Source organism: Microbacterium sp. 71-23 (genome assembly GCF_001897265.1).
Classification (GTDB): domain Bacteria; phylum Actinomycetota; class Actinomycetes; order Actinomycetales; family Microbacteriaceae; genus Microbacterium; species Microbacterium ginsengisoli.
In genome coordinates this window covers 313,518-339,938 of record NZ_MKSL01000008.1, presented here as the reverse complement: position 1 = coordinate 339,938, position 26,421 = coordinate 313,518, and the positions used below count along the sequence as shown (strand labels likewise).

Here is a 26,421-nt window from a genome sequence, read left to right as displayed (position 1 = left end):
GTCAGGCGGGACGCGTCGCGTCGCCACCGGAGGACGCGCCCGGCTTCGGACCGGCGGGGGAGCCGCCCTGCTTCTTCGCGCGCTGCTTGCCCATGGGCTGCTGGCGCTTGGGAGCTGCAGCCTTCGCGCGCTCGGCTTCGGCGAGCAGCCGCTGCTGCTCCGCCTCGTACTTCTCCAGCGAGACGACACGACCGCTGGAATCGACCGCCTTCCCCTTTCGAGCCAGGCGCTCCTCGCGGGCCTTGGCCGCCGCGGATCCGGGGGTGGGGAGGTTACGGATCACGAGGAACTGCTGCACCATCGTCCACAGGTTCGACGTGAACCAGTACATGACGACGCCGAGCGGGAAGAACACGCCCGAGAAGATCATGCCGATCGGGATGATGAAGAGCATGATGCGCTGCATCTGGTACGCCTGGCCGGTCTTCGCCTCGGGCGAGAGGTTGCGCGAGATGATCTGCAGCTGGGTGATGAACTGCGACGCGATCATCGCCGCCACAAGGACGATGAGGATGACCACGGTCACGGTGCCGCCCGGCTGACCCCACGCTCCGGTGAGGGTGTCGTGGAGCGACGCGACGCCGAAGAGCTTCGCCTGATAGAACTCCTGCGTCAGCTCAAGCGTGAGCGGGCCGACGCCACCGGTGGGCACCGCCGCCGTCGCATGCTTGGCGACATCGCTCAGCACGCTGTACAGCGAGAAGAAGATCGGCATCTGGATCAGCAGCGGCAGGCAGCTGGACACCGGGGAGGTGCCGTGCTTCTTGTAGAGCGCCATCGTCTCGCGGCTCATCGCCTCACGGGAGAGCTGGTCGCGCTTGCCCTTGTACTTCTCCTGGATCTTGCGCAGCTCGGGCGCGATCTCCATCATCTTGCGCTGGCTCTTGATCTGGCGCACGAACACCGGGATCAGTGCGGCGCGCACGACCACCACGAGGCCCATGATCGACAGCACCCAGGTCAGACCCGTCGCCGGGTCCATGCCGAAGAACGTGAACACGGCATGCCACGCGACCAGCACGAGCTCGACCACCCATTTGAGCGGCCAGAGGACGATTCCCAACAGATCCGGCACGGATCAGTCCTTTCGAAGGGGCACGACGAAGCCGTGCGGAGTCAGAGCGTGGGCGTAATGCGCATGGGTCGGGGGGTCGTCCACTCCGCCAGCTGCCCACGGGTGGCACCGGGCGATGCGGGCGGCCGCGAGGGCAGAACCCTTGACCAATCCGTGCTGCTGCACGGCACCCACCGCATACGCGGAACACGACGGATAGTACTTGCACACGTCGCCGTAAACATGGGAGATGGTTGCGCGGTAGCCGTGCAGCAGCGCGAGACCCAGGTTGCGAGGAACGAGCGGCACGGCGCGCAGCCACAGCCGAGTGTCGAACCGGTCGGTTCCGCGCGAGTGAGACGGCAGCGTCGCCGAGCTCATGACGCCCTCCGCTGCAGTGCGGTGCGCACGTCTCCGCGAAGAGTGGAGAAGGATGCCGCGGCGGCGGCGGGCAACGCGCGGATGACGATGTCGCGTCCCGGCGCGACGTCGCCCCGCGCCTCTGCGCAGATCGCCTTCAAGCGGCGACGAACCAGATTGCGGGTCACCGCGCCTCCCACCTGCTTCGACACGATGAAACCGAAACGGGGTGCCCGCGTGCCCTCGCTCGCGACCACATAGGTGATCAGGTGCGGCGAAGTGCTGCGGACTCCCCGTCGGACGACGGCCTTGTAGTCGGCACCATCGGTGAGACGACTCGGCCGGGAAAGCACGCCGGTCTCAGGCAGAGAGCGTGGCGCGACCCTTGGTGCGACGCGCCGAGAGGATGGCGCGGCCGGCGCGGGTGCGCATACGGGCGCGGAAGCCGTGCTTCTTGGCGCGGCGGCGGTTGTTGGGCTGGAAGGTGCGCTTGCTCATGGGATCACTCCGGATCGGGGGTCACCGGAAGCTGGCGGCCGGCGACGGGGAACGAACTGCCTGGAAGGCATAAGTCAACCGACTAAGGGTATGCCCGCGGAGCCGAGAACTCAAACCCAGGACCCATCCGCACTATCACGGCACCCCCGAACCACCCCGTGATCGACACGCGCCCATCGCCGAACGGTTTGATTCACCCCCGCCGTCTGACTAGCGTGTCTCCAGCACTTATCCACAGGTTCGGGCGGGTTCTCCTCCGAAACCGGGGTATTCATCCACAGGTCTAAGGGGGAACGGCATCGTGCAGGACCAACCGGAGGTGCCCGTCTGGGCCGACGTGCTCGACGCTCTCGTGCACGACGACCGGGTCACCCCGCAGCTGCACGGCTTCCTCAGCCTCGCGATCCCGCAGGGGGTGATGGGCGGCACTCTCTATCTCGACGTGCCGAACGAACTCACGCAGGCGCAGTTCACGAAGCGTCTGCGCACGCCGATCATGGAGGCTCTCAGTGTCGCGTCGCCCGACGGTGAGGTGACCTCGTTCCGCGTGGTCGTGAATCCGGAACTGAGTGACGCGCACCTGAGCGCTCCGGCGCCGTCGTCGACGCCGTTGCCCGCTCCGCCCGTGCCCCTCGCCGATGACGTCGCCGACTCGCCGAGCACCCCGCTGCGCTCCGACACCCGACTGAATCCGAAGTACACGTTCGACCGATTCGTCATCGGGCAGTCCAACCGCTTCGCGCACGCCGCGGCGGTCGCCGTCGCCGAGGCGCCGGCGAAGGCGTACAACCCGCTCTTCGTCTACGGCGACTCCGGGCTCGGGAAGACTCATCTCCTCCACGCGATCGGCGACTACGCGCAGAGCCTCTATTCGGGCATCCGCGTGCGCTATGTGTCCAGCGAAGAGTTCACGAACGACTTCATCAACTCGATCGCCAACAACCGTGGCTCGGCGTTCCAGGCCCGCTACCGCGATGTCGACATCCTGCTGATCGACGACATCCAGTTCCTCCAGGGTCGCGCCGAGACGCAGGAGGCGTTCTTCCACACCTTCAATCAGCTGCACGACCACGACAAGCAGGTCGTGATCACGAGCGATGTGCCGCCCAAGCACCTCACCGGGTTCGAGGACCGCATGCGCAGCCGCTTCGAGTGGGGTCTGATCACCGACGTTCAGGCGCCCGATCTCGAAACCCGCATCGCCATCCTCCGGAAGAAGGCGCAGAACGAGCGACTCCACATCCCCGACGAGGTGCTGGAGTACATCGCGACAGTCGTGTCCACCAACATCCGTGAACTCGAGGGCGCGCTGATCCGGGTCTCCGCGTTCGCGAGCCTCAATCGGTCCTCCCTCGACATGTCGCTCGCACAGCAGGTGCTGAGAGACATCGTCGACCAGGACGACGCGAATGTGATCTCGCCGACCGACATCATCACTGCGACCGCGCAGTACTTCAAGCTCTCGGTAGACGACCTCTACGGGTCGAGCCGCTCGCAGGCGGTCGCGACCGCACGGCAGATCGCGATGTACCTGTGCCGCGAGCGCACGAGCCTGTCTCTGCCGAAGATCGGCCAGCTCTTCGGCAATCGCGACCACACGACCGTCATGTACGCCTACAAGAAGATCAGCGACCTCATGAAGGAGCGTCGGTCGATCTACAACCAGGTGTCCGAGATCACGTCGCAGCTGGGGCGCAACGCGCGCTGATCCGATCGCACATCTCGGTGCGTCACTTCCCCCCTTGACACGGCACACAGGGAACGCCAAGATGCACTTTCCCCAGTGTGCATAACCTGTGGATAACTGTGGATCTCGACCCCGATCCTGTGGGCTCGATCGCGGTGCGCATGAGAACGCGTCGATCCTGACATCGCCGCACCACATCGGCCTCCCCCGGTCACTCACAACTTCCACGCGTGTAGTTCCCCACGCAGGACAGGGATCCGCGGGGTTATCCACACTGTCCACAGGCGTTAACACCATCACTTAAGTCCTCTCTCCTTTCAGCGGTTCGATCACCCTTGCGAACAGGTCGGGTGGGAGAACGTCCCGCGACACGGGTCATTCGCCTGCGCGAGACGCACCACTAGCATGGGAAGGCCCAACAAGGTCAAGGGAGCGCCCGTGAGGTTCCACGTCAGTCGAGACGTTTTCAGCGAAGCCGTGTCCTTCGTGGTCAAGCTGCTGCCTCAGCGCAATCCGCAGCCGATCCTCGCGGGCGTGCTGATCGAGGCATCCGATGCGGGTCTGTCGCTGTCGGCCTTCGACTATGAGGCCTCCGCGCGCACCACGATCGAGGCGACGGTCGATGAGCCCGGCACGATCCTGGTGCACGGGCGTCTTCTCTCCGACATCGCCAGTCGGCTGCCCAACGCTCCGATCCAGATCTCCGTCGACGACGACGGCATCGTGCTCACCTGCGGCTCGGCGCGTTTCACCCTCGCGTCCATGCCGGTGCAGGAGTACCCCGCGATCCCCGAGGTCACCGGCGAATCCGGCCTCGTGCAGGCGGAGGAATTCGCCACGGCGATCTCGCAGGTCGGCTTCGCCGCGTCGCGCGACGACGTGACGCCGGTGCTCACCGGCGTGCAGCTCGAGGTCAGCGGCACCGCACTCAGCCTGGTGGCCACCGACCGCTACCGGGTCGCGCTGCGGGAGATCCCGTGGGACGGCGGCACGGTCGCCGGCGACGAGACGACGACCGCGCTCGTGCCGGCGCGCACCCTGCAGGAGGTCGGCAAGACGTTCTCGCACGGGTCCGACATCTCCGTGCACTTCTCCGGGTCGGGCGACCGCGAGATCATCGCCTTCACCTCGGGCAACAAGACGGTGACGTCGCTGCTCATCAAGGGCAACTTCCCGCCGGTGCGCCGGCTGTTCCCCGAGCAGACGGATCACTACGCGGTCGTGAACACGGCCGAGCTCGCCGAGGCCGTCCGCCGCGTCGCACTCGTGCTCGACCGCTCGGCTCCGTTGCGCTTCACCTTCACGGTCGACGGCGTCTCGATGGATGCCTCGGGCACCGAGCAGGCACGCGCATCCGAGGCGGTCGATGCCACCCTGACCGGTGAGGATGTCACGCTCGGTTTGAACCCCCAGTACCTGCTCGAAGCGCTCGGTGCTGTCCGCAGCGAGTTCACCCGCATCACGTTCACGTCGAGCGAGAACCAGAACAAGCTGAGCCCGATCCTCATCACCCCGCAGACCTCGGTCGACAAGGGCGGTGCGGAGAGCTTCCGCTACCTGCTCCAGCCCAACCTGCTCCTGCGCTGACGCCCGCCCGAACCGCATAGGTCGGGGACGGCCCACATCCAGCTTGTCGGCCTACGGTGGCCGCATGCAGCTGGCCGTCGTGACGCAGGGTGAAGGGCACCGCACGGCGATTCTCGTGCACGGAATCATGTCGGGCGCCGAGGCGTGGCACCGGGTGGCCGCAGATCTGGATGCCGCGGGCTACCGCGTCCTCGCGGTAGATCTGGCCGGTCACGGCTCCTCGCCTCGTGCGGCGCGGTACTCGGCGGCATCCTGGACCGATGATGTCGTGGAGACCGTCGCACCGCTCCTCGACGGGCCCCCCGATCTCGTGATGGGGCACTCCCTCGGCAGCGTCGTCGCCGGTGAGGTCGCGACCCGGCTGGGGGCGCGCAGCGCGATCTACGTGGATCCGGCCTTCGCATTCCCCCGAGGGGTCAAGGGGGCCGCCTTCAAAGCTGCCTTTGCGATGGCACCGCGGCCGAGCCGCCGTATGCTCGCGCGGATGAACCCGAAGTGGAGCGAGGTCGACCTCGAGATCGAGGTGTCGACCGTGGCCCGCTGGGATCGTCGCACGATCCTCGCCTTCGTTCGCACCGCGTGGCTGAGACCGCCTCGGCACCTCGGCATCCCGACTCTCGTGGTGCTCGCAGAGAAGAGCCTGCTGATCACCGATCGCGCGCGCTCCGCTCTCGTAGAACGGGGCATGATCGTGCTCCGCCTCGGGGGCACCGGGCACACCGTGTTCCGCGACGACCACGGGGCCTTCATGCGCACGATCACCGAGTGGCTCGCCCAGGTGCCCGGTCCGCGGCTGCGGGCCGCGCGAGCCTGACCGTCGTCGCACCCCGTCGGTAGGCTGGGCGGGTGTTCGTGGAGCAGCTGAGTCTCGTCGACTTCCGCAACTACGCGCACGCGGATCTCGCGCTCGAGCGCGGTCCCAACCTCTTCGTCGGGCGCAACGGACAGGGCAAGACGAACCTCGCCGAGGCGATCGCCTATCTCGCCACCCTCGGGTCGCACCGGGTGGCGCTCGATGCTCCGCTGGTGCGTCGTGGACAGGATGCCGCGATCGTGCGCGCACGCATCGGGCACGGAGAGCGGCGGCTCGTCGTCGAGCTGCAGATCAACCGCCAGGGCGGTAACAAGGCTCGGGTCGGCGGGTCGCCGGTGCGTCCGGGTGAGCTGCCGCGCTACGCGCACGTCGTGCTCTTCGCTCCGGAGGACCTGCAGATCGTCCGTGGCGACCCTTCCGCGCGTCGCCGGTTCGCCGATCAGCTGCTCGTGCAGCGCCACCCGCGGATGTCTGCCGTTCTGGGCGACTACGACCGGGTGCTGCGCCAGCGCAACACCCTGCTGAAGTCGGCGCGGGCGCGCGGGGTGCAGGGTTCGGGGCTCGCCACGCTCGAGGTGTGGGACGACAAGCTCATCGAGCTCGGCGCACAGATCATCGACGCACGCCAGGGGTTGGCCGTCGACATCGCGGGTCCGCTGGCGAGCGCCTACGCCTCGATCGCGGGCGCGGACCATGACCCCAGCGTCCGTTGGGTGCGCTCCATCGACGGAGGTGATCCCGAGGAGGACGAATCGGCCTCGGAGGTGGCCGCGGCATCCGACACTGCGACGGCGTTCCGTCAGGCCCTGACCGCGCGACGCTCGATCGAGCTCGACCGGGGGTTGACTCTCGTCGGTCCGCACCGCGACGATCTGCTGGTGAGCGTGCGCGGACTCCCGGTGAAGGGCTACGCGTCGCACGGCGAATCGTGGTCGGCGGCGCTGTCGCTCCGTCTCGCCTCCGCCGCGCTCCTGCGGGAAGAGCGCTCCACGGGGGATCCCGTGCTCATCCTCGACGATGTGTTCGCGGAGCTCGACGCCGACCGTCGCACCCGGCTCGCCGGCGTCATCCACGATTTCGAGCAGGTGATCGTGACGGCGGCTGTGGAGGCCGATGTGCCTGCGGCGCTCCGAGGGCGCACGGTGCGCATCGACAGCGGTCAGATCGTCGGGGTCAGCGATGGATGAACCGGGTGTTCCGGAGACCATCGCGACCTATCGGCGACTGCGCGGTCTCGAGCCGTCGCCGCGAGCGAAACGGCGCGGCCGTCGGCCCGTGGTCGACGACGAGGATGCCCCGTTCGCGCCCGGTCGCGATCCGAAGGGCCTCGGCGATGTGGTCGACGCGCTGACGCGCGATGCCGGGTGGACCGGGGCGCTCGCCCGAGAGGACATCATCCTCCAGTGGCGGGAGGTCGCCGGCGCCGAGACCGCGCAGCACACACGACCACTCTCGCTCGACGATGGCCGATTGACCGTCGAGTGCGACTCGACCGCGTGGGCGAAGCAGCTCACGCTGATGCGCGCACAGATCGTCAGCGAGATCACACGACGGTTCCCGGACGCGGGCGTCGACGCAGTGCGCTTCATCGGACCCGACGTCCCCTCGTGGAAATGGGGCCCCAGAACGGTTCCAGGGCGCGGCCCTCGCGATACCTACGGCTGAGGCACGTCCGTCGGTGGCTCGGATCATTTCATCCCGCCATACGGGCGTACAGGGCCCGCGAAACCGCTCGGCGCGGTAGACTGGACCGGTATCGCCGACCTATCCGGAGCGCTCGAAACCTATGACGTCTGAAAACCCTGCCAGCGGACCCGAGAACTCCGAGAAGAAGGCTCCCGCGTCCACGCCGGGTGAGTACGGCGCCGATGCCATTCAGGTGCTCGAAGGCCTCGAGGCGGTGCGCAAGCGCCCCGGCATGTACATCGGATCGACCGGTCCCCGCGGCCTCCACCACCTCGTCTACGAGATCGTCGACAACTCGGTCGACGAAGCCCTCGCCGGCTACTGCGACACGATCGACGTGACGATCCTCGCGGACGGTGCGGTGCGCGTGATCGACAACGGGCGCGGCATCCCCGTCGACATCCACAAGACAGAGGGCAAGTCGACCGTCGAGGTCGTGCTCACCGTGCTGCACGCGGGCGGCAAGTTCGGCGGCGGCGGCTACGCCGTATCGGGTGGTCTCCACGGCGTCGGCTCCTCGGTGGTGAACGCGCTCTCCACACGTCTCGAGGTCGAGGTCAAGCGTCAGGGCCACGTCTGGCGGCAGTCGTACACGTCCGGCGGCGCCCCTGTCGCCCCCCTCGCGAAGGGCGAGGAGACCGACGAGACCGGCACCACCATCACCTTCTGGCCCGACCCCGAGATCTTCGAGACGGTCGTCTTCGACTACGACACGCTGCGCACGCGCTTCCAGCAGATGGCCTTCCTCAACAAGGGGCTCACCATCGCCCTCCGTGACGAGCGTGCCGACGAGGCGTACGAAGAGGATGTCGACGGCTCCCCGGTCATCCGTCAGCCCAGCGACGTCTATCTGTACGAACGCGGACTCGTCGACTACGTGCAGTACCTCAACTCGGTGCGCAAGATCGAAGCGGTCAACGACGAGATCATCGACTTCGACTCGGAGGACACCGAGAAGAAGATCGCCCTCGAGATCGCGATGCAGTGGACCACCTCGTACACCGAGAACGTGTTCACCTACGCGAACACCATCAACACGCACGAGGGCGGAACGCATGAAGAGGGCTTCCGCGCCGCGCTCACCACGCTCGTCAACAAGTACGCGCGCGCCCAGGGCCTGCTCAAGGAGAAGGACGACAACCTCTCGGGCGACGACGTGCGCGAAGGGCTCACCGCCGTCATCTCGGTGAAGCTCTCCGAGCCGCAGTTCGAGGGACAGACCAAGACGAAGCTCGGCAACACAGAGGCCAAGGCGTTCGTGCAGAAGGTCGTCGGCGACCAGCTCGGCGACTGGTTCGACCGCAACCCGGCACAGGCGAAGAACATCGTGCGCAAGGCGATCGACGCCGCGACCGCGCGCATCGCCGCGCGCAAGGCCCGCGAGACGGCGCGGCGCAAGAGCGTGTTCGAGTCCGCGTCGATGCCGGAGAAGCTGAAGGACTGCACGAGCAAGGACCCCTCGATCAGTGAGATCTTCCTCGTCGAGGGAAACTCCGCCGGCGGTTCGGCGGTGCAGGGGCGCAACCCGCACACGCAGGCGATCCTGGCGCTGCGCGGCAAGGTGCTCAACGTCGAGCGCGCACGACTCGACCGTGCGCTCGGCAACAAGGAGATCACCGAGATGATCCAGGCCTTCGGCACGGGCATCGGTGAGGACTTCGACATCACGAAGGCCCGTTATCACAAGATCGTGCTGATGGCCGATGCCGACGTCGACGGTCAGCACATCACGACGCTGCTGCTCACTCTGCTCTTCCGCTACATGCGCGGACTCATCGAGGCCGGTTACGTCTACCTCGCCCAGCCCCCGCTGTACCGCCTGAAGTGGTCGAACTCCGACCACCAGTACGTCTACAGCGACCGTGAGCGCGATGCGCTGCTGGCCGACGGCATCGCGAGCGGAAAGCGCATCCCGAAGGACAACGGCATCCAGCGATACAAGGGTCTGGGCGAGATGAACCCGAAGGAGCTGTGGGAGACGACGATGGACCCGGTCACCCGCACGCTGCTGCAGGTGACCATCGAGGACGCGGCGGCCGCCGACGAGATCTTCTCGACCCTCATGGGAGAGGACGTCGAATCCCGCCGCTCCTTCATCCAGCGCAACGCCAAGGACGTGCGATTCCTCGATATCTGAGGCCCGCCACCCCGCGCCCCGGATCACACGAACGAGATTGAACGACTATGACTGACGACGTCCGGCCCGACGAGGCATCCGAGCACAACCACGGCAGGATCGACCAGGTCGACCTGCAGTCGGAGATGCAGCGCAGCTACCTCGACTACGCGATGAGCGTCATCGTCGGGCGCGCGCTGCCCGACGTGCGCGACGGCCTCAAGCCCGTGCACCGACGCGTGATCTACGGCATGTACGACGGTGGCTTCCGCCCCGACAAGTCGTACTCCAAGTGCGCCCGCGTGGTCGGCGAGGTGATGGGCCAGTACCACCCGCACGGCGATGCCCCCATCTATGACGCCCTCGTGCGACTCGTGCAGCCGTGGTCGCTGCGCTACCCGCTCGCGCTCGGCCAGGGCAACTTCGGCTCCGCCGGGAACCTCGAGGCGGCCGCCCCCCGCTACACCGAGACCAAGATGGCTCCGCTCGCCCTCGAGATGGTGCGCGACATCGAAGAGGAGACCGTCGACTTCCAGGACAACTACGACGGTCAGACGCAGGAGCCGAAGGTCCTCACGGCCCGGTTCCCGAATCTGCTCGTCAACGGCTCCGTCGGCATCGCCGTGGGCATGGCCACGAACATCCCGCCGCACAACCTGCGCGAGGTGGCCGACGGTGTGCTGTGGGCGCTCGAGCACCCCGAGGCATCCGCTCACGAGCTGCAGGACGCCCTGATCGCCCGCATCAAGGGGCCGGACTTCCCCACGTCGGCGCAGATCCTCGGCACCCGCGGCATCATCGAGGCCTACCGCACGGGTCGTGGCTCGATCACGATGCGCGCCGTCGTCAACGTCGAGGAGATCCAGGGCCGCACGTGCCTGGTCGTCACCGAGCTGCCGTACCAGGTCAACCCCGACAACGTCGCGATCAAGATCCGCGACCTCGCCCGTGACGGCAAGATCGCCGGCATCGCCGACATACGCGACGAGTCGAGCGAGCGCACGGGTCAGCGCCTGGTCATCGTGCTCAAGCGCGACGCCGTCGCGAAGGTCGTGCTCAATAACCTGTACAAGCACACGCAGCTGCAGGACAACTTCGGCGCAAACATGCTCGCGATCGTCGACGGCGTACCGCGCACCCTGTCGATCGACGGCTTCGTCAGCCACTGGATCGACCACCAGCTCGACGTGATCGTGCGTCGCACCCAGTTCCGCCTGCGCAAGGCGGAGGAGCGCATGCACATCCTGCGCGGCTACCTCAAGGCGCTCGACGCGCTCGACGAGGTCATCGCGCTCATCCGCCGGTCGACCACTGTCGACGACGCGCGTGAAGGACTGAAGACGCTCCTCGACATCGACGACGTGCAGGCCGACGCGATCCTCACGATGCAGCTGCGGCGCCTGGCGGCGCTCGAGCGTCAGAAGATCATGGATGAGGCATCCGCCCTCGAGGAGCAGATCACCGACTACAAGGGCATCCTCGCGAGCCCCGAGCGCCAGCGCACGATCGTGCGCGACGAGCTGAGTGAGATCGTCGAGAAGTTCGGCGACGAGCGTCGCACCGAGATCCTGTTCGGCTTCGACGGCGACATGTCCATCGAGGACCTCATCCCCGAGGAGGAGATGGTCGTCACGATCACCCGTGACGGATACATCAAGCGCACCCGCAGCGACAACTACCGCTCGCAGCACCGCGGCGGCAAGGGTGTGAAGGGCGCGCAGCTGCGCGCGGACGACGTCGTCGAGCACTTCTTCGTGACGACCACGCACCACTGGCTGCTGTTCTTCACCACCAAGGGCCGGGTGTACCGGGCCAAGGGCTATGAAGTGCCCGAGGCCGGACGCGATGCGAAGGGTCAGCACGTCGCGAACCTGCTCGCCCTGCAGCCGGACGAGCAGGTGGCGCAGATCCTCGACATCCGCGACTACGCGACCTCGCCCTATCTCGTGCTGGCCACGCGGTCGGGCCTCGTGAAGAAGACGCGACTCGGTGAGTACGACACCAACCGTCAGGGCGGCGTCATCGCGGTCAAGCTGCGCGAGGGCGACGAGGTGACGAGCGCGCTGCTCGTCGACGAGTCCGACGATGTGCTGCTGATCTCGCGGCACGGCATGTCTCTGCGCTTCACCGCGACCGACGACGCACTGCGTCCGATGGGTCGCTCCACCGAAGGTGTGAAGGGCATGGCCTTCCGCGGGGATGACAGCCTGCTGTCGGCGTCGGTCGTCCACGACGAAGGATTCGTGTTCGTCGTGACCGAAGGCGGCTACGCGAAGCGCACCGACGTGGATCAGTACCGGGTGCAGAGCCGCGGTGGACTCGGCATCAAGGTGGCCAAGCTCCACGACGACCGAGGCGACCTCGCCGGCGGCCTCATCGTGGGCGAGGACGACGAGGTTCTCGTGGTTCTCGCAAGTGGCAAGGTGGTACGCTCTGCCGTGGCCGAGGTCCCGGCGAAGGGACGCGACACGATGGGAGTCGTGTTCGCCCGGCCCGACGACGACGATCGCATCCTCGCGATCGCTCGCAACGGCGAGCGAGGTCTCGCCGAGACATCCGATGCCCCGGCCGAGTCCGACGGCGTCGACGCAGGTACTGAGGAGAACACTGAGGCATGAGCACCGTAGCGGACAAGCTCGCGAAGAAGTCCAGCAGCTCGAAGGGCGCCAGCACCAAGCAGGTGCGACTGCGTCTGGTCTACGTCGACTTCTGGACGGCTGTGAAGCTCTCCTTCCTCGCCGCGGTGGCGCTCGCGATCGTGACGGTCGTCGCCTATGTCGTGGTTTACGCCGCCGTCGCGGCGACCGGTGTGCTCTCGAAGGCCGACGAGTTCACGTCGTCGATCTCGGGCGGCACATTCATCCTCAGCCACACGATCGGCCTGCCGCAGGTGCTCGCCTTCGCCGCGGTCGTCGCCATCATCAACCTCATCGTGGTGACGGTGCTCGGCGCTGTCGTCGCGGGAATCTACAACTTCGCCGTCAAGGTGACCGGCGGACTGCTGGTCGGGTTCACCTCGAACTGACCGACGGTATGACGAAGGGCCCCGCCGTACGGCGGGGCCCTTCGTCATACCGTCTCAGACGATGCCGGCGGTGCCGAGCAGGTGACCGATCAGGTAGGTGACCACGAGCGCGAGCGCGCCACCGATCACCAGGCGCAGCGCCGCCTTGCGGCGACCGCTGCCGCCGAGCTTCGCGGAGATCGTTCCGGTCAGCGCCAGCGCGATGATCACCACGACGAATGTGATCGGCACACGCAGGCCCGGGGGCGGCAGGAGGATCGCCAGAAGCGGAAGGATCGCGCCGGCCGTGAACGCGATCGCCGAGGAGAACGCGGCCTGCCACGGGCTGACCAGGTCATCCTGGTCGATGCCGAGCTCGACCTCGAGGTGCGCCGCGAGGGCATCGTGAGCGGTGAGCTCGGCCGCCACCTTCTCCGCGGTCTCCCGCGAGATCCCGCGCTGCTGATAGAGCTGCGTGAGCTCCTCGAGCTCCTCCTCGGGCATCTCGAGCAGCTCGCGCTTCTCCTTCTCGATGAGCGCCCGCTCGCTGTCGCGCTGACTGCTCACCGACACGTATTCCCCGAGGGCCATCGACACGGCGCCACCGACGAGGCCGGCGATGCCGGCCGTCAGCAGAGCGGGCACGTCGGTCGTCGCACCGGCGACACCGACGACGAGGGACGCGACGGACACGATGCCGTCGTTCGCGCCGAGCACACCGGCGCGCAGCCAGTTGAGACGCTGGCTCACACCACCGTTGTGCGGCTCGGCGTGCTCCGTGGATTCCTGGGTCATGCGTCCAGTAAATCGACCCGGATCGGGCCTCGGCAACGAAGGCATGGCTTGCCTGCGCCGCGAGCATCGGCGACGTCGAATTCGTGAAATGAGGAGGCGTCGGGTAAAGTCTTGGAGGTTGACGGCCGAGCCGTCGCACGGGGCTATAGCTCAGGCGGTTAGAGCGCTTCACTGATAATGAAGAGGTCCCAGGTTCAAGTCCTGGTAGCCCCACTCTTCTCCCTCCGGGGCCTTAGCTCAGCTGGTAGAGCGCCTGCTTTGCAAGCAGGATGTCAGGAGTTCGAATCTCCTAGGCTCCACAACACAACGACGGCCGGTCCCGAAGGACCGGCCGTTCGACGTTCCGATGCGAACTCAGTCGTCGTCGTCCGAGACGATACGTACGCCCCGTCGCTTTCCCCCGCGTTGCGGGGCGGCCGATCTCTGATCGGACATCGGACCCGATCCGGCGACGCCGGGATGCATCATCCGCGCGGCCGCCGCACCGGCGGCCGTCGTGCCGGCGACGGTTCCGGCGGGATCCGTTCCCGCCGAGGTCGATCCCACGAGGCCCGCGGCGGAGATGCCCGTGCTCGTCGGCGCACCGACCGATGCGATCGAGAAGCCCGCTCCTCCGGATACCCCTCCACCCAACGAGCCGTCGACGGTGAGTGCAGCGACCCCCGTCGCCGAGCCCGGGGCGCCGACGCCGGTCATCCCGGCGTCGATGCGCGTGCGGTCGAGGTCTGCAGCGCCGCCCGCGAGGGTGAGTCGGTCATAGCCCGTGGATCCGAGCTGCGTCGCGGCCGCGGCATCCACCGTCCCGCCGGCGGTCACGACCGTCGCTGCGGGCGAGTTGCCGGCCAGCGTCGCGATGAGCGACGACGTGCTGTCGAACAGGGACCGCATCTGCTGCACGAAGCCGACGAGGGACTTCACCGACCGCAGCACCTGCACGATGGGCTTCGCGACCTTGTTGACCATCTCGTTGACGCGCGTGACGACCCGGGCGATCGCGTAGCCCATTCCGAGTCCGAAGGATGCCGCCACCACCGCCATGGCTTCGATCGCCGTGGCGAGCACCTTCGAGATCGCCGACTTCACGACGCTCTGCATGCGCGCCACAAGACCTGATGCCGTCGTCAGTCCGCTCGAGACCGAATCCGCCCAATCGCCGGAAGCGGTCAACTGACGCGACGTCTCTTGCGCGAACCGCAGATACGCGATCACCGTCGCTCCCGACAGCCCCTCGAGATCGCTCGTCCGCGCGGCGAGCGTCGACCCGGCGCTGCGCATCGACGCACCCGCGCTCGTCCACTGGGACGCGACGCCGCTGACACTCGCCTCGCTCCCGGCGAGCTGTTCCAGCCAGGACTTGAGCGGGCCGAGAAGGTTGATCACCCACCCGAGTCCGGCGCTCGCGATCGTTCCGATCGGATCGGCCGCGGCGGCTGCAGCGCTGCTGAGGGTGTCGAAGAACGCGATGCCGCCATCGAGCCAGTTGCCGTTCTGGATCGCGGTCGACAACGCCCGGCCGTCCTCGAGAAGGCGAGTGCCCGCGTAGGGGGCGGCGAGCGTCTGTGCAGAAGGGGTCATCAGTCCATCGCCCTCTCGAGATCATGCAGTGTCGTGACGATGTCGGCCTCGAGCTGCTCCCACTGCTGAGCCGTGCCCCGCAGCTGCCCTGCCGTGCGCAGCAGCAATGACTCGTTCGTACCGAACATGCCGGTGGCCGCTGCGGTCATCGCGAGCGAGGGCGGCACGAGGAACGCGCACAGGATGCCGAACGCGTCCGAGGCGAGATCGCCCCCGCGCAGTGCGCCGATCGCCCGGGTCACGTCGTCGGCGAGGGATTCGACGAGCGCGGCGTGATGCCTCAGCCTGTCGAAGTCGAGCGCGATCTCGTCGCCCATCACGTCGTCCTCTCCACGGCGGGCGCGGATGCCGCGGCGCGAAGCTCGCTGACGATCGGGTCGTCGTCACCGAGCAACCGGGACACGCGCCGCAGCGCCTTTTCCTGCACGTCGTCCTGGGCGACCGCGATCACCGCGAGGATCTCCTGGGTGAGCCGTCGCGCACCGCGCGCAACGGCCTGATCGCCGAGGCGGAGGCCGGTCACCCGACCGGTGGCATCCACCTCGACGAACACGTCCTTGGCGGCCGAGTACGCGCTGCCGCGCACCTCCGCCATCGCGGCCTGGAAGGCCGGCATCTTGTCAGCGCGCTCCTGGGTCAGGCGGGCATCCGCCTCGACCTGCGCGATCGTCTCCTCCGCATCGGGCAACACAGCGCCACGCTAGCCACGCGTCGCCGACGCGCGAGGGGGTTTTCCACAACCCGATGAACGCCGGGTCAGGCGCTCTCGGCGCGACCCCCGCGCAGGTGCTCCTGGGTCAGACGCTCGTACTCGTCGTCGTCGAGCTCGTCGTACTGGGTGGCCTCGCGTCGATCGCTGCGCATCCATCGCAGGAGCAGGATGACGAGCACCGGCACGTCTGCGACCTCGGCGATGAACCACAGCATGTCACCCGCGAGGTGCTGGTCGTGCAAGGGGTTCGGCCACCACCCGAGCGAGGAGGTCGTGGTGGCCGCGGCATCCACCACCGAGTCGTTAAGTCGCAGCAGGATGCCGGGCACCGAGTCGATGAGCAGCTCGACGAAGGCCAGCAGGAACTCGATGGTGATGAACAGACCGGTGTGCACCGCGGAGAGCGCGGCCATCGGCAGGACCAGAACCACCCCGACAATCGGGACGATCACCCCCAGGAGGGCATCGGTCAGCGGGTTCGAGCGCAGGGCACCGGCGAGAGGCGTGAGGAAGACGCAGAAGATCGCGGCGACGAAGACGGTCGCGAACATCGCATTTCCGAACAGGCGCACGAGCCGCGAGGCGAGGAGTCGAGCGATGCGCGCCGCGCCGGTCGGGCCGGTCGCCGCCTCGGCGAGCTCGAGAGGGCGGCCCACCACCACTCCGGCCGGAACCACGAAGATCAGCAGTGCGATGCGGGTCGTGAATGCCCAGCGAAGCTCACCGGAATAGACGCCGAGGAATCCGAGCTCCACGACCGCGTACGAGCCGAGGCCCAGACCGAAGAACAGCAGCGTGCGCGTCAGCGGCCACTCCACCCCGCGGCGGCGCGCGGCTCTCACGCCCCAGAGATAGCTTGCGCCCGCGACGAGCAGCACGACGATCGTGAGGGGATCGGCGCGCCAAGTGGTGAGGAAGGTGGCGATGTCAGGCGTGCCGGACAGTGTACGCCCGGCCGCCCAGCCCGCCCCGAGAGCACGGGTCGTAGGCTTCGGACATGGACATCCGGGTCGCCGCGTACGCCGTCATCACCGATGCGGAGGGGAGGGTGCTCCTCGCCCACTGGAACGAAGGCGGCCGGAGCGGATGGACGATGCCGGGCGGGGGCATCGACCCCGGAGAGGACCCGATCGACGCCGCTCGCCGCGAGGTGGACGAGGAGACCGGCTACGAGGCCCGCATCGGCGCGCTGCTCGGCATCGATTCGCAGGTGATCCCGGCGGGAAAGCGGTTCCCGGGAGCGGCGTCACCCCTTCACGCGCTGAGGATCATCTACCGCGCGGAGACCGTGGGAGGCGCGCTACGCAACGAGGCCGACGGCTCGACGGACGAGGCGCGGTGGTTCTCGCTCACCGAGGTCGCTGCCCTGCGCCGGGTGAGCCTGGTCGACATCTCGCTACGCTTCGCCGGCCTCATCGACTGACCACCACACGCGCGAAGGGGGGCGGGAGGATGTCGACATCCTCCCGCCCCCTCGATGTTCGCGACTCAGGCGTCGGGCGCGCGCAGCGGGTCGTCCGCGACCCACAGCTCGTCGTCGGCGCGCAGGGTCTGCCACGCGGCGTAGAGCACACCGATGGCAGCGGCCGCACCGAGGATGATGGCGATCACCCCGCCCGCGCCGATGCCCTTGCGCTGCGGCTCGAGCGCCGCGAGCTTGGCGGACAGCTTCTTCGTCGCCTTCTTGCTGTAGCCGGCGGCGCGCTTCTGGAACAGCGCGGCATCGGGAAGCTCGAGGCCACGGCCCGCGGCGATGCGGCCACGTGTGTCGTTCGCGGCATCCCATACCGACAGAGCACCACCGACGAGAGCACCGGCCGCCGGCACGACGGCGTCGCTCAGCACGCGCTTGGACGCCTTCACCCCACGGTCGACGTAGGGAGCCGCATAGGTCTCGTACCCCTGCTGCACGGCCGGAACCACGTGCTCACGGTTGTAGTTGCCGAGCTGCCGGCCGGCCTCGCGGGCGGCGCCGGCAGCCTCGCCGAGCACGACCTGCTGGGCTTCCCACAGCTTGTTCACCTGGTTCTGGAGCTTGCGCAGCTCCTTTTTGCGCTTGCGGGTGAGACTCACGAGCGGACCCCCTTTTCGATGGGATGGGTACCGCCCATATTGCCAGAATCGGGCGCCGCGGCCGGGCGGGGTTGCAGGGAACTCTGTGAGAATGTACGCATGGCTCTTCACACGGCAGTCGCCACCATCCACACGAACCACGGCGACATCGTCGTCAACCTCTTCGGGGACCACGCCCCGCGCACGGTGCAGAACTTCACCGGCCTCTCGGACGGCTCGCAGGCCTGGACCAACCCGGCGACGGGTCAGCCGGGAGAGGGCGCCCTGTACAAGGACGTCATCTTCCACCGCATCATCCCCGGCTTCATGATCCAGGGCGGTGATCCGCTCGGACAGGGCATCGGCGGGCCCGGCTACCAGTTCGACGACGAGATCCACCCCGAGCTGACCTTCCAGAAGCCGTACGTCCTCGCGATGGCGAACGCCGGACTCCGCCGGAACGCCATCACGGGCAAGGCCGAGGGAACGAACGGCTCGCAGTTCTTCATCACGACCGACCCGACGCCGTGGCTGCAGGGCAAGCACTCGATCTTCGGCGAGGTCGCCGACGACGCCTCGCGCGCCGTGGTCGACGCCATCGCCGCGGTGCCGACCGCTGCGGGCGACCGTCCGGTCGAGCCGGTGGTCATCGAGTCGATCGACATCGTCGCGGCCTGACCACAGCGGTGACCAGCGCCGACTTCGCGGGCAATCGCGAGAACTTCTGCTACCGGCATCCCGACCGGCAGAGCTTCGTGCTCTGCCAGCGGTGCCTGCGCACGATCTGCCCCGAATGCCAGACCCAGGCGGCCGTCGGCGTCATCTGTCCCGAGTGCATCGCGCAGCAGCGCCGTGACCAGACTCCCGCCCAGGCCCGAGCGCAGCGCCGCTGGGGCCGGGCGGGAGGGTCGACCTCTGTTGCGCTGCGCGGACAGCCGGTGGTGACCTACGCGATCATCGCCATCACGGCCGTCTTCTATGTGATCCAGCAGATCATCCCGGCCTCGACGCAGTGGTTCGTCTTCTACGCGCCCGCGCTCTACCCGTCGCTTCTGGGCACGTTCGAACCCTGGCGACTGGTGACCGGCGCACTGGTGCACAGCAGCATCCTGCACATCGGGCTCAACATGCTCTCGCTCTGGATGATCGGTCGCATCATGGAGCCGTTGCTCGGGAGGGGCCGCTTCCTCGCGCTCTACCTGATCAGTGCGCTCGGCGGCTGGGTGGCAGTGACCCTGCTCGCCTTCCCGACTCCCGTGCTCGGGGCATCGGGTGCGATCTTCGGGCTCTTCGGCGCGCTGGTCATCATCGCCCGCCATCTCGGTGCCCAGATCACGGGGATCCTCGTCGTGCTCGCGGTGAACCTGGTGATCGGGTTCGTGCCCGGGTTCGGAATCTCGTGGCAGACGCACCTCGGCGGACTCGTCGCGGGCGCGGTCGTCGGCCTCGTGTTCGCGCGGACGCGTCGTCGGGACCAGCGGGTGCGTCAGATCGTGCTGCTGACCGTGGTCACGCTCGCGCTGTTCGCGCTGATGCTGATCCCGCTCGCGATCTACGGCTGATCGGCGGAGTTTTCCACAGCGTCATCCACAGGTGGGGATGAATGACAGCGGTGTAATTCGGATGCCGCGGCTCAGCGCCAGCGGGTCGTCATGAGGAACCCGACGAAGGCGATGCCGAAGCCGATGACGAGGTTCCACGCGCCGAGGTTCGGGATCGGGAACTGCGAACCGCTGAGGTAGAACACGAGCACCCAGGCGAGGCCGAGGAGCATGAGACCGATCATGATCGGCTTGAACCACGCGGGGTTCGGGGCGGGCTCACCCGAGGTGGCTGCGGGTCGCTGGTCGTCCGTGCGCTTGGATGCCATGCGGCACAGTCTATCGGGGGGATGCTTCGGCTCCGCGGAACGTACAATCCGAGTGTGACCGAACCCGAGCCGCCGCTGCGTCGCCATCGTCGCGCCGTCGCGTCGTCGTCGGAGACGTCGGCCTCACCGCAGGCTCCCCGCCGCCACCGCGTGAGCGTGATCGGTGTCATCGGGGAGATCCTCATCACGGCCGGAGTGCTGGCGCTCCTCTACGTGTCCTGGCAGATGTGGTGGGGCGACTCCATCATCGGGGCCCAGCAGAACTCGGTCGGAAACTCCCTCTCGCAGCAGTGGCAGACCGAGGCGACAACCGAACCCTCGCCGTCTCCCACGACCAGCGGCGAGCCCGTGACCGCGGCGCCGCCCGATCTTCCGCAGCCCGCGAACGCGCAGATCTTCGCCACCATGCACATCCCCCGCTTCGGCTCGGACTACAACGTGGCGATCGCCGGCGGAGTGACACGGCAGGGAACACTCGACCCGATCGGCATCGGGCACTACCCGGGGACGCAGATGCCGGGGCAGGAGGGGAACTTCGCCCTCGCGGCGCACCGCACGACGTTCGGCGCCCCCTTCCACCGCATCGCCGATCTCCACGTCGGTGACGCGATCGTCGTCGAGACCCCCGACGGCTGGTACACCTACCGATTCCGGACGCTCGAATACGTGAAGCCGACCGCCGTCGACGTGCTGCTGCCGGTGCCGCAGGTGCCGGATGTCCCCGCCTCCGGCCGGTACATGACGATGACCAGCTGCAGCCCCATGTATTCGGCGGACGAGCGCATCGTCGCCTACAGCGTGTTCGAGTCCTTCACCCCGCGCTCGGCAGGACCGCCGGCGTCCCTCACGGAGGTGTCCCCCTGATGTACGGAGCTCTCTGGCGCATCCTGCTCGGCCCCTGGTGGGTTCGGGTCATCATCCTCGTCGTGCTCGCGGCGGCCGTGCTCTACGGCCTCGTGTTCTGGGCGTTCCCCTTCATCGCCTCGATCACCAGCAATCAAGACGTCACGGTGGGATGACCGCACGCGTCGTCGTCCTCGATAACCGCGACAGTTTCGTCCACACCCTCGTCGGGTATCTGCGGGAGCTCGGGGCGCAGGTCGACGTGAGCGACGCGACCCGTCTCGCGACGGCCGATGTCGAGGCGCTCGTGCAGCGCGCCGACGCGGTCGTGATCTCGCCGGGCCCCGGCCGGCCCGAGGACGCTCGGGCCTCGCTCGCGGCCGTTCCGCTGGCGATGAGCCGGGACATCCCTCTTCTCGGTGTCTGCCTCGGCCATCAGGTGATCGCCGTGGCCCTCGGCGGGCGCGTCGAGGAGGCGCCGGAACTGCGGCACGGGATGACGTCGCGCGTCGAGCACGACGCGAGCGGCGTGCTGGCGCGGATGCCTCGTCCCGCGATCGTCGGACGCTACCACTCGCTGGCTGTCGTCGAGGAGGCGCTCCCCGACGAGCTGCGGGTCACCGCGCGCACGTCGAGTGGAACCGTCATGGCGATCACGCATCGCACTGCGCGGGTCGACGGTGTGCAGTTCCATCCCGAGAGCGTGCTCACCGAGGGCGGATATCTGCTGCTGGGCACCTGGCTCGAATCCGTGGGGATTCCGGATGCCGCGGCGCGCGGATCCTCCCTCTCCCCGCACCGGGGTGCGTTGGCTCAGCCGGCGCAGACCGTGAGCGTGACCGTCGACTGAATCGGCACCTCGCCGGGCGCGACCGACATCACCTTCACCGTGGGCGGCTTGCTCGCCGTGCAGGACTCATCGTTGGTCTGCGCAGGGGTCAAGCCGAGCTTCTGCAACTGGGACTCCGCGGCGGAGACCGTGAAGCCGGTCAGGTCGGGGAGAGCGACTTTTCCGGTCGCCACCACGAGTGCGATCGACGTGCCGGCCGGGACGTTGGTGCCCGCCGCGCTGCTCGCGGACAGCACCGTCCCGGACTTCGCCGAGGGATCGTCCTGCTGGGTGACCGCGCCGAGAGCGAGGCCGGCGTTCGTGAGTGCGGAGGTGGCGGCATCCTGGGAAAGGCCTTGCAGCGTCGGCACGGGAACCATGGGCACACCCGTCGACACGTAGACCACGACGGTCGCCCCCTGCGCGCTCACGGTGCCCGCGGCGGGATCGGTGCGGATGACATTGCCGGACGCGACCGTCGTGCTCGCTTCGGCGCGCTGCTGCACGGTGAAGCCCGCTTCGCTGAGCGTGCCGCTCGCCTTCGTGAAGGCCACCTGCGCGACGTCGGGCACCGTGTGGGGCGGGGCTTCGGCGCCGGCGCCGGCTCGGGCCGCGATCACCCAGGCGAGCACGGCGATCAGCACGACCGCCGCGATCGCGGTTCCGATCCAGATCCAGAGGGTGGTCGGTGCGGGCGAGGTCCTCGTCGTCGCGCGGGTCGTCGACAGGCGCCGCAGCGACTGCGCCGTGGCCGTCGCCTCGCGGGTGCTCGGAGCGAACAGCACGTCGGAGACCTCGGTGGGCGTCGGAGCGGGCGGTTCGTCGGACGCGACCCCCCGGAGCGCGGAGGCGAGCGCGCCGCGGAAGGCCGCGGCATCCGGGAATCTGTCGAAGGGATCCTTCGCGAGAGCCCGGGAGACGACGGCGTCGATGATAGGCGGCACGTCATCGCGCTCATCGCTCGGCGCGGCCGGTGCCTCGCTCACGTGCTGATACGCGACGGCGACCGGAGTGTCGCCCCGGAACGGCGGATGCCCGGTGAGCAGTTCGAACAGCACGACGCCAGCCGAGTAGAGATCTGCGCGGGCGTCGACCGTCTCGCCCTTGGCCTGCTCGGGCGAGAAGTACGAGGCCGTGCCGAGGATCTGCGTCGTCTCGGCCACCGTCGAGGACCCGTCGGAGACGGCGCGGGCGATGCCGAAGTCCATCACCTTCACCTGACCGGTCGGCGTCACCATGACATTGCCCGGCTTGATGTCCCGGTGGATGACGCCCGCGCGATGGGAGTACTGCAGAGCCTCGAGGATGCCGTCGGTGATGCGCACGGCGTCTTCGACGGAGAGCGGCTCGTCGCCGATCAGGTCCTTCACGAGCGTGCCGCGAACGAGCTCCATGACGATGTACGGCTCCGGCACCACGGTGCCGTCGGGAAAGGTCGTCGTCGTCTCCCCCGCGTCGTACACACGCACGATCGTCGGATGGGACATCCTCGATGCCGACTGCGCCTCGAGACGGAACCTCGTGCGGAAGCCGTCGTCAGACGCCAGTTCGCGGGCGAGGAGCTTGATGGCCACCTCGCGCCCGAGGGTCACGTCGTAGCCGCGGTAGACGCTCGCCATGCCGCCGCGTCCGATGAGCTCGTCGAGGCGGTAGCGCCCGTCGAGCACGCGTGGTTCGTCGCTCACATCACTCCTTGGTCCTCGGCAAGCCTAGGCCTGCCGAGGACCGACCCCATGGAGGGGGTGTTCAGGGAGTGGTCGCGCTAGGTGTCGGGGTGGACGCGCCGACGATCGTCGCCTCCACCTGGGGCGCCTGCGGCGTGGTCTGCTGCGTCTGCCCGGTCCCACCGCTGCAGGTCGCCGTGTAGGTGACTCCGACGCGGTTGCCGGATGCACCGGTGACCTGAATCTGCGCGGTGGTCGTGTTCGCGTCGACCGTGAGCGTCTGAGTTCCGTTCGCGAACACCGCGTTCTGGACGATCTGCACCGTGTAGCTGGAGACCGACCCCGTGCCGCTCGGGCACGTGTAGGCGCTCCACTTCACCGTGACGGTGCTTCCCGCCGGGACCTGCGTCACCGGCGCACCGGCGATCTCATACGTCACGCCTGCGGACGGGGCCGGGAGCGACTGCACCGCGCCGTAACAGGTGATCGTGATCGTGGATCCGGCCGGCACGTTGCCACTGCTCGGCGACGTCGATGCGACCGTGTTCACCTTGTCGCTCGACGGTGCTGCCGGCGGGTTCGCCCCGGTCGCGGGGGTGAGGCCGGCACTCGTGGCCTTCGAGAAGGCCTCGGTGCAGGTCATTCCGACGAGGTTGAGGCTCGCGATGCTCACCGGTGTGGCCGACTCGGACGGCGTCGGGCTGTTCGACGGGGTCGAGCTCGACACGCTCGGCGTCGAGGGCGGCGCCGAATCGCCCCGGTTCGCGAACAGGGCGATCAACGTGCCGCCGAGGACGATCACCAGCAGGGCGATGAGCGCGATCAGGGGCCATGTCCACGGGCTGCGCTTGCGCTTCTGCTCCGTGGCTGCCACCGGAGCCGCCGCGAGCAGCTGCGTCGCCGCTGCCGTCGCAGGCGATGTGCCCAGCAGCTGGGTGGCGGCATCGGTCGCGAGGAAACCACCGGCGATCGCCGGCACGGCCGCCGCCGCCGCGGCGACGTCCCCGCGACGCAGCGCGGTCGCCGCGCGGGCCACCGTCGCCGCAGAGCCGGGGCGGTCCTCCGGCTTCTTGGCGATCATCGCCATGACGAAGTTCTGCACCGGCTCGGCAACCGTCGGAGGCAGCGGCGGCGGCTGCTCGTTGATCTGCGCCATCGCGATCGCGACCTGCGACTCGCCCGTGAACGGGCGCTTTCCGGCGAGACTCTCGTAGGCCACGATGCCGAGCGAATAGATGTCGGTCGACGGGGTCGCGGGGTGACCCGACGCCTGCTCGGGCGAGAGGTACTGCACCGTGCCCATGACCTGACCGGTCGCGGTCAGCGGCACCTGGTCGGCGATCCGCGCGATGCCGAAGTCGGTGATCTTCACCCGGCCGTCCGGCGTGATGAGGAGGTTGCCGGGCTTGATGTCGCGGTGCACGAGACCGGCGGCATGAGCCGCCTGCAACGCGGACGCCGTCTGCGCGACGATGTCGAGCGTCTTGTCCGTTGAGAGCGACCCCTCGCGCTCGAGGATCGTGGAGAGCGCCTCACCGGGCACGAGCTCCATCACGAGGAACGCGCTGCCGTTCTCCTCGCCGTAGTCGAAGACGCTCGCGATGCCCTCGTGGTTCACGAGTGCGGCATGGCGCGCTTCCGCGCGGAACCGCTCGAGGAACCCGGGGTCCCCCATGTACTCGTCCTTGAGGATCTTGATCGCGACCGTGCGGCCGATCACATGGTCGGTCGCCTCCCAGACCTCGCCCATGCCGCCGATGGCGATCCTGGACTCGAGCTCGTAGCGTCCCCCGAACATCGCACCCTGCGTAGGTCTCATTTGCCCAGCACCGCCTCCATGACCTTCTTTGCGATGGGCGCCGCGAGCGAATTGCCGCTGCCCGATTGTCCTCGTCCCCCGCCGTTCTCGACGACCACGGCGACGGCCACCTTCGGGTTCTCTGCGGGCGCGAAGCCGGTGAACCACAGCGTGTACGGGTCGGTGGGACCGTTCTGCGCCGTGCCGGTCTTACCGCCCACACTGACGCCGTCTATTCTTGCATTCGTCGCGATTCCGCTGCTGACGTTGGCGACCATCATCTGCACCATCTCCGCATCCAATGTCGAGTCGAGTGCCTGTCCGAACTGCTCGTTGCCGAAGGTCTGCTGGACCGACAGGTCGGACCCGATCACCTGGTCCACCATGCGCGGCTTCATCACGACGCCACCGTTCGCGATGCCCGCCGACACCATCGCCATCTGCAGCGGGGTCGCGCGCACATCGCCCTGGCCGAAGCCGCTCAGGGCGGCGCGCGTGTCGCTGAGGTTGCTCGGGTAGACCGAGGCGGTGCTGGTGATCGGCAGATCGAAGCTCGTGTTGAAGCCGTACTTCTCGGCCTCCTTGCGGATGGTCTCGCCGCCGAGCTGCGCGGCGAGCTCCGCCATCGGGATGTTGCAGCTCAGCCGGAGGGCGTCGGCGATCGAGACCTGGTCGCCCGGACCGCAGGTGCCTCCGGTGTCGTTGCTGATCGAGGTCGAGGTGCCCGGCAGCGTGTAGCTGGCGACGTTGGGGAGCAGGGACTGCGGCGTGTAGTTTCCCGTGGCGAGAGCGGCGGACGCCGTGACGAGCTTGAACGTCGAGCCGGGCGGGTTGAGGTTGCCGCCGATCGCCCGGTTGTAGAGCGGGTTCGCCGCCTGTGCGACGAGTTGTTCGTAGGTCGTGTTCACCTGGGTCGCGTCGTGGCCGGCCAGCGAGTTGGTGTCGTAGCTGGGGCTCGTGACCATCGCCAGGATGCGCCCGGTCGAGGGTTCGATCGCGACCACAGCGCCCTGCAGGGACCCGAGCGCGTCGTAGGCGGCCTTCTGCACGCTCGCGTCGAGGGTGAGCACCACGTTCGATCCGCGCGCGGGCTTGCCGGAGATGATCTGCTCGAGACGCGCGAGGAACTGCGACCCGCCGGTCCCGCTCAGGTCCTGGTTCATCGCGTTCTCGATGCCCGTCGATGACCCGAGCACGGGGTTGAAGTATCCGGTCACCGGAGCCCACATCTGCGGATCGACATACTGGCGCTGCCAGCTGTAAACATCGCTCGACGGCACCGATGAGGCGATGGCCGTGCCGCTTGCGATGATCGCCCCGCGCTCGATCGAGTAGGAGTCGTAGAGGCTGCGGCGGTCGGCGGGATTCGCCGCGAGGTTCTGTGCCTGCGCGACCTGGATGATGCTCGTCGAGCCGAAGAGCACGAGGAACATGGCGAGCAGCACGATGCTGATGCGGCGGAGCTCTTTGGTCATCG

28 protein-coding genes and 2 tRNA genes are annotated in these 26,421 nt (G+C 68.1%); 16 read left to right on the top strand and 14 right to left on the bottom strand.

Annotated features, from left to right (window positions below; translation table 11 throughout):
- Position 1 precedes the first annotated feature (1 nt).
- The 4 genes from yidC to rpmH are packed head-to-tail and all read right to left on the bottom strand — an operon-like array spanning position 2 to position 1,912.
- Positions 2–1,075: a membrane protein insertase YidC gene (gene yidC, locus BGO15_RS01735; protein ID WP_045247903.1), complete on the bottom strand. Its 1,074-nt coding sequence runs from the start codon at positions 1,073–1,075 to the stop codon at positions 2–4.
- Between the two features lie 3 nt (positions 1,076–1,078).
- Positions 1,079–1,435 (bottom strand): membrane protein insertion efficiency factor YidD, encoded by a 357-nt coding sequence (gene yidD, locus BGO15_RS01730; RefSeq protein ID WP_045247904.1) that lies wholly within the window; start codon positions 1,433–1,435, stop codon positions 1,079–1,081.
- Positions 1,432–1,767 (bottom strand): ribonuclease P protein component, encoded by a 336-nt coding sequence (gene rnpA / locus BGO15_RS01725; protein ID WP_045247905.1) that lies wholly within the window; start codon positions 1,765–1,767, stop codon positions 1,432–1,434. Before rnpA ends, yidD begins: the two co-directional genes overlap by 4 nt.
- Before the next feature lie 7 nt (positions 1,768–1,774).
- Entirely contained in the window at positions 1,775–1,912 is a 138-nt protein-coding gene (gene rpmH / locus BGO15_RS01720) for a 50S ribosomal protein L34 (RefSeq protein WP_045247906.1), read from the bottom strand.
- A gap of 418 nt (positions 1,913–2,330) precedes the next feature.
- Here rpmH and dnaA point away from each other — a divergent pair, with 418 nt between their 5' ends.
- From dnaA to BGO15_RS01680, 8 genes are all read left to right on the top strand, one after another.
- The gene (dnaA, locus tag BGO15_RS01715) at positions 2,331–3,620 is read left to right on the top strand and encodes a chromosomal replication initiator protein DnaA (protein ID WP_416361455.1); all 1,290 of its coding nucleotides are present in this window, start codon (positions 2,331–2,333) and stop codon (positions 3,618–3,620) included.
- Between the two features lie 417 nt (positions 3,621–4,037).
- Positions 4,038–5,186 (top strand): DNA polymerase III subunit beta, encoded by a 1,149-nt coding sequence (dnaN, locus tag BGO15_RS01710; protein ID WP_045247908.1) that lies wholly within the window; start codon positions 4,038–4,040, stop codon positions 5,184–5,186.
- 64 nt (positions 5,187–5,250) lie between these two features.
- Positions 5,251–6,000 (top strand): alpha/beta fold hydrolase, encoded by a 750-nt coding sequence (locus tag BGO15_RS01705; RefSeq protein ID WP_056206136.1) that lies wholly within the window; start codon positions 5,251–5,253, stop codon positions 5,998–6,000.
- A gap of 32 nt (positions 6,001–6,032) precedes the next feature.
- A complete protein-coding gene (recF, locus tag BGO15_RS01700; protein WP_056519607.1) occupies positions 6,033–7,187 on the top strand; it encodes a DNA replication/repair protein RecF in 1,155 nt (384 codons plus the stop codon).
- Positions 7,180–7,665, top strand: coding sequence for a DciA family protein (locus tag BGO15_RS01695; protein ID WP_056206138.1), 486 nt, complete (start codon positions 7,180–7,182; stop codon positions 7,663–7,665). The genes recF and BGO15_RS01695 overlap by 8 nt, the downstream gene beginning before the upstream one ends.
- A gap of 121 nt (positions 7,666–7,786) precedes the next feature.
- A complete protein-coding gene (gene gyrB, locus BGO15_RS01690; RefSeq protein WP_045247911.1) occupies positions 7,787–9,823 on the top strand; it encodes a DNA topoisomerase (ATP-hydrolyzing) subunit B in 2,037 nt (678 codons plus the stop codon).
- Between the two features lie 47 nt (positions 9,824–9,870).
- Positions 9,871–12,420 (top strand): DNA gyrase subunit A, encoded by a 2,550-nt coding sequence (gene gyrA, locus BGO15_RS01685; protein WP_056519610.1) that lies wholly within the window; start codon positions 9,871–9,873, stop codon positions 12,418–12,420.
- The gene (locus tag BGO15_RS01680) at positions 12,417–12,827 is read left to right on the top strand and encodes a DUF3566 domain-containing protein (protein WP_045247913.1); all 411 of its coding nucleotides are present in this window, start codon (positions 12,417–12,419) and stop codon (positions 12,825–12,827) included. The genes gyrA and BGO15_RS01680 overlap by 4 nt, the downstream gene beginning before the upstream one ends.
- Before the next feature lie 54 nt (positions 12,828–12,881).
- Here BGO15_RS01680 and BGO15_RS01675 read toward each other — a convergent pair whose 3' ends face one another.
- The gene (locus BGO15_RS01675; RefSeq protein ID WP_045247914.1) at positions 12,882–13,601 is read right to left on the bottom strand and encodes a VIT1/CCC1 transporter family protein; all 720 of its coding nucleotides are present in this window, start codon (positions 13,599–13,601) and stop codon (positions 12,882–12,884) included.
- Positions 13,602–13,740: 139 nt separating this feature from the next.
- On the opposite strand from BGO15_RS01675, the gene BGO15_RS01670 reads away from it, so the two are divergent.
- A tRNA-Ile gene (locus tag BGO15_RS01670) sits at positions 13,741–13,814 on the top strand.
- Between the two features lie 13 nt (positions 13,815–13,827).
- Positions 13,828–13,900, top strand: a tRNA-Ala gene (locus tag BGO15_RS01665).
- Between the two features lie 55 nt (positions 13,901–13,955).
- On the opposite strand, the gene BGO15_RS01660 is transcribed toward BGO15_RS01665, so the two are convergent.
- The 4 genes from BGO15_RS01660 to BGO15_RS01645 all read right to left on the bottom strand — a co-directional run bounded on the left by BGO15_RS01660 (position 13,956) and on the right by BGO15_RS01645 (position 16,766).
- Complete coding sequence (locus tag BGO15_RS01660; protein WP_056519614.1) at positions 13,956–15,176, bottom strand: hypothetical protein; 1,221 nt, start codon at positions 15,174–15,176, stop codon at positions 13,956–13,958.
- Positions 15,176–15,493: a hypothetical protein gene (locus BGO15_RS01655; protein WP_045247916.1), complete on the bottom strand. Its 318-nt coding sequence runs from the start codon at positions 15,491–15,493 to the stop codon at positions 15,176–15,178. Before BGO15_RS01655 ends, BGO15_RS01660 begins: the two co-directional genes overlap by 1 nt.
- Entirely contained in the window at positions 15,493–15,867 is a 375-nt protein-coding gene (locus BGO15_RS01650; RefSeq protein ID WP_056206144.1) for a YbaB/EbfC family nucleoid-associated protein, read from the bottom strand. The genes BGO15_RS01655 and BGO15_RS01650 overlap by 1 nt, the downstream gene beginning before the upstream one ends.
- Positions 15,868–15,932: 65 nt before the next feature.
- Positions 15,933–16,766, bottom strand: a complete 834-nt coding sequence (locus BGO15_RS01645; protein WP_056206147.1) for a cytochrome c oxidase assembly protein — start codon at positions 16,764–16,766, stop codon at positions 15,933–15,935.
- Positions 16,767–16,885: 119 nt separating this feature from the next.
- Between BGO15_RS01645 and BGO15_RS01640 the strand changes: the two genes are divergently transcribed.
- Positions 16,886–17,311 carry an NUDIX hydrolase gene (locus BGO15_RS01640; protein ID WP_045247918.1) on the top strand — a complete coding sequence of 142 codons (426 nt, stop codon included), beginning with the start codon at positions 16,886–16,888 and terminating at the stop codon, positions 17,309–17,311.
- 65 nt (positions 17,312–17,376) lie between these two features.
- Here the strand turns inward: BGO15_RS01640 and BGO15_RS01635 are convergent, their stop codons facing one another.
- Positions 17,377–17,961: a hypothetical protein gene (locus BGO15_RS01635; protein ID WP_045247919.1), complete on the bottom strand. Its 585-nt coding sequence runs from the start codon at positions 17,959–17,961 to the stop codon at positions 17,377–17,379.
- Positions 17,962–18,060: 99 nt separating this feature from the next.
- On the opposite strand from BGO15_RS01635, the gene BGO15_RS01630 reads away from it, so the two are divergent.
- Entirely contained in the window at positions 18,061–18,618 is a 558-nt protein-coding gene (locus tag BGO15_RS01630; protein ID WP_056206150.1) for a peptidylprolyl isomerase, read from the top strand.
- A gap of 8 nt (positions 18,619–18,626) precedes the next feature.
- Entirely contained in the window at positions 18,627–19,502 is an 876-nt protein-coding gene (locus BGO15_RS01625) for a rhomboid family intramembrane serine protease (RefSeq protein ID WP_056206152.1), read from the top strand.
- 71 nt (positions 19,503–19,573) lie between these two features.
- On the opposite strand, the gene BGO15_RS01620 is transcribed toward BGO15_RS01625, so the two are convergent.
- A complete protein-coding gene (locus BGO15_RS01620; protein ID WP_045247922.1) occupies positions 19,574–19,810 on the bottom strand; it encodes a cell division protein CrgA in 237 nt (78 codons plus the stop codon).
- 54 nt (positions 19,811–19,864) lie between these two features.
- On the opposite strand from BGO15_RS01620, the gene BGO15_RS01615 reads away from it, so the two are divergent.
- From BGO15_RS01615 to BGO15_RS01605, 3 genes are read left to right on the top strand one after another with little or no spacing between them, the layout of a single operon-like run.
- A complete protein-coding gene (locus tag BGO15_RS01615) occupies positions 19,865–20,674 on the top strand; it encodes a class E sortase (RefSeq protein WP_235557456.1) in 810 nt (269 codons plus the stop codon).
- On the top strand, positions 20,674–20,829 hold the full coding sequence (locus BGO15_RS01610; protein ID WP_200934407.1) for a hypothetical protein: 156 nt from the start codon (positions 20,674–20,676) through the stop codon (positions 20,827–20,829). The genes BGO15_RS01615 and BGO15_RS01610 overlap by 1 nt, the downstream gene beginning before the upstream one ends.
- The gene (locus BGO15_RS01605) at positions 20,826–21,503 is read left to right on the top strand and encodes an anthranilate synthase component II (RefSeq protein WP_056519617.1); all 678 of its coding nucleotides are present in this window, start codon (positions 20,826–20,828) and stop codon (positions 21,501–21,503) included. Before BGO15_RS01610 ends, BGO15_RS01605 begins: the two co-directional genes overlap by 4 nt.
- On the opposite strand, the gene pknB is transcribed toward BGO15_RS01605, so the two are convergent.
- The 3 genes from pknB to BGO15_RS01590 all read right to left on the bottom strand — a co-directional run bounded on the left by pknB (position 21,467) and on the right by BGO15_RS01590 (position 26,419).
- The gene (pknB, locus tag BGO15_RS01600; protein ID WP_056519619.1) at positions 21,467–23,167 is read right to left on the bottom strand and encodes a Stk1 family PASTA domain-containing Ser/Thr kinase; all 1,701 of its coding nucleotides are present in this window, start codon (positions 23,165–23,167) and stop codon (positions 21,467–21,469) included. The genes BGO15_RS01605 and pknB overlap by 37 nt on opposite strands.
- A 61-nt stretch (positions 23,168–23,228) precedes the next feature.
- Complete coding sequence (locus BGO15_RS01595) at positions 23,229–24,965, bottom strand: protein kinase domain-containing protein (RefSeq protein ID WP_056519622.1); 1,737 nt, start codon at positions 24,963–24,965, stop codon at positions 23,229–23,231.
- Positions 24,962–26,419, bottom strand: a complete 1,458-nt coding sequence (locus tag BGO15_RS01590; protein WP_056519625.1) for a peptidoglycan D,D-transpeptidase FtsI family protein — start codon at positions 26,417–26,419, stop codon at positions 24,962–24,964. Before BGO15_RS01590 ends, BGO15_RS01595 begins: the two co-directional genes overlap by 4 nt.
- Positions 26,420–26,421: the final 2 nt, after the last annotated feature.

Coding starts and splice junctions, on each gene's coding strand:
- yidD (WP_045247904.1), bottom strand. CDS start 1,435: ATGAGCTCGGCGACGCTGCCGTCTCACTCGCGCGGAACCGACCGGTTC.
- rpmH (WP_045247906.1), bottom strand. CDS start 1,912: ATGAGCAAGCGCACCTTCCAGCCCAACAACCGCCGCCGCGCCAAGAAG.
- dnaA (WP_416361455.1), top strand. CDS start 2,331: ATGGGCGGCACTCTCTATCTCGACGTGCCGAACGAACTCACGCAGGCG.
- BGO15_RS01705 (WP_056206136.1), top strand. CDS start 5,251: ATGCAGCTGGCCGTCGTGACGCAGGGTGAAGGGCACCGCACGGCGATT.
- BGO15_RS01695 (WP_056206138.1), top strand. CDS start 7,180: ATGGATGAACCGGGTGTTCCGGAGACCATCGCGACCTATCGGCGACTG.
- gyrB (WP_045247911.1), top strand. CDS start 7,787: ATGACGTCTGAAAACCCTGCCAGCGGACCCGAGAACTCCGAGAAGAAG.
- gyrA (WP_056519610.1), top strand. CDS start 9,871: ATGACTGACGACGTCCGGCCCGACGAGGCATCCGAGCACAACCACGGC.
- BGO15_RS01680 (WP_045247913.1), top strand. CDS start 12,417: ATGAGCACCGTAGCGGACAAGCTCGCGAAGAAGTCCAGCAGCTCGAAG.
- BGO15_RS01675 (WP_045247914.1), bottom strand. CDS start 13,601: ATGACCCAGGAATCCACGGAGCACGCCGAGCCGCACAACGGTGGTGTG.
- BGO15_RS01660 (WP_056519614.1), bottom strand. CDS start 15,176: ATGACCCCTTCTGCACAGACGCTCGCCGCCCCCTACGCGGGCACTCGC.
- BGO15_RS01655 (WP_045247916.1), bottom strand. CDS start 15,493: ATGGGCGACGAGATCGCGCTCGACTTCGACAGGCTGAGGCATCACGCC.
- BGO15_RS01640 (WP_045247918.1), top strand. CDS start 16,886: ATGGACATCCGGGTCGCCGCGTACGCCGTCATCACCGATGCGGAGGGG.
- BGO15_RS01630 (WP_056206150.1), top strand. CDS start 18,061: ATGGCTCTTCACACGGCAGTCGCCACCATCCACACGAACCACGGCGAC.
- BGO15_RS01620 (WP_045247922.1), bottom strand. CDS start 19,810: ATGGCATCCAAGCGCACGGACGACCAGCGACCCGCAGCCACCTCGGGT.
- BGO15_RS01610 (WP_200934407.1), top strand. CDS start 20,674: ATGTACGGAGCTCTCTGGCGCATCCTGCTCGGCCCCTGGTGGGTTCGG.
- BGO15_RS01605 (WP_056519617.1), top strand. CDS start 20,826: ATGACCGCACGCGTCGTCGTCCTCGATAACCGCGACAGTTTCGTCCAC.
- BGO15_RS01595 (WP_056519622.1), bottom strand. CDS start 24,965: ATGAGACCTACGCAGGGTGCGATGTTCGGGGGACGCTACGAGCTCGAG.
- BGO15_RS01590 (WP_056519625.1), bottom strand. CDS start 26,419: ATGACCAAAGAGCTCCGCCGCATCAGCATCGTGCTGCTCGCCATGTTC.